The following is a 1,507-nucleotide window of genomic DNA, read 5'->3' as shown; positions in this document are numbered from 1 at the left end:
GCGGCGGTGATCTCGCCGACGCTGTGCCCGACGACCGCGTCGGGACGCACCCCCCACGCGCCGAGCTGCGCGGAGAGGGCCACGCCGAACGCGACGAGGAGGGGCTGCGCCACCTCCGTCCGAGTCAGCGCCTCCACAGTGACGTGCTCGTCCAGGCACCACGCGGTCAGGGAACGGCCCAGGACGGGGCCCACGAGCGCGGACGCCTCGTCCAAGGTGTCCCGGAAGGCGGGGGCGGACCGGTACAACGCGCGGGCCACGGCGGGGCGTTGGGCTCCCTGGCCGGGGAGGACGAAGACGGTACGGGGCCGGGCGCGGGTGGGTACCGCGTCCCCGGCGTGGGCGGCCGCCTCCAGCCGCCGGACGAGGTCGCCGTCGGCCACGACCGCGAGACGGTACGGGGCGTCGTCGCGCGCGGTGCCGACGGCGGCGCACACGTCCGCCTCGGGAAGGTCGGGACGCGCCCGGAGGTGCGCGGCGAGCTCGGCGACGGCCGCCCGCAGGGCGCCGGGGGTCCGCGCCGAGAGGGTGAGCAGACACGGCCCGGAGGCGTCGGCCGCGGCCCCGACGGGGCGGTCACGCCCGGGCCGGCCGGCCTCTCCGCAGTCACGGCGACCCGTGGCGTCCGGCGCCTCCTCCAGGATCGCGTGGGCGTTCGTGCCGCCGAAGCCGAACGCGTTGACCCCCGCGGTGAGGGGGCTGCCGTCCGGGGTGGTCCAGGGCTCCGGCTCCGTCACGAGGCGGAAGCCGGGGGCTGTGTCCGCGAGGAACGGGGCGGGCCTGGCGGCGTGCGGCACGGGCGGGAGCCGGCGGTGGGTGAGCGCGAGGACGACCTTGACGAGGGCGGGCATCCCGGCCGCGTTGAGAAGGTGCCCGAGGTTCGCCTTGACCGAGCCCAGCCGTCGCGGAAGCCCGTCGGGACGCGGCGGGAACGCCTGGCCGAGGGAACGCGCCTCCACCGGGTCCCCGATCGGCGTACCCGTGCCGTGCGCCTCGACGTACGACACGGCGGCCGGATCGACCCCGCACTCCTCGTACGCCCGCGCGATGACCTCGCGTTGCCCGCGCGGCGTGGGCGCGAGCAGCCCGAGCGAGCGGCCGTCGTTGTTCACCGCCGTCCCGCGTACGAGGGCGAGGACCGGGTCGTCGGCGGCGCGGGCCTCGTCCAGGCGAGCGAGTACGAGGACCGCGCCGCCCTCCCCGGGCACGAACCCGTCGGCGTCGGCGTCGAACGCCCGGCACCGCCCGGTCGGCGACAGCGCGCCCGTCGCTTCGAGCAGCCGGTGCCCGGTGCCCGTCAGGCCCAGGTTGACCCCGCCGACCACGGCGAGGTCGCACTCCCCGGCGGCGAGGCTCCGCCGGGCCAGGTGCAGTGCGACCAGCGCGGACGAGCACGCGGTGTCGACGGCGAGCGCCGGGCCGGTCAGGTCCAGCACCTGGGAGACCCGGGCGGCGATCAGGTTGGGCAGGTTGCCGGTGAGGGCGGCCGGGTGGCGGGCGAGGTCAC

1 protein-coding gene is annotated in these 1,507 nt (G+C 77.8%); it reads right to left on the bottom strand.

Annotation, left to right across the window (positions count from 1 at the left end):
- On the bottom strand, positions 1-1,507 hold a 1,507-nt coding region (locus AOK23_RS43730), incomplete at both ends, for a beta-ketoacyl synthase N-terminal-like domain-containing protein (RefSeq protein ID WP_240496863.1).

The sequence above is a fragment of the Streptomyces torulosus genome (assembly GCF_001419765.1).
Taxonomy (GTDB): Bacteria; Actinomycetota; Actinomycetes; order Streptomycetales; family Streptomycetaceae; genus Streptomyces; species Streptomyces torulosus.
Note: the sequence above shows the minus strand (reverse complement) of the source record. Positions and strands in the feature narration are given on the sequence as shown.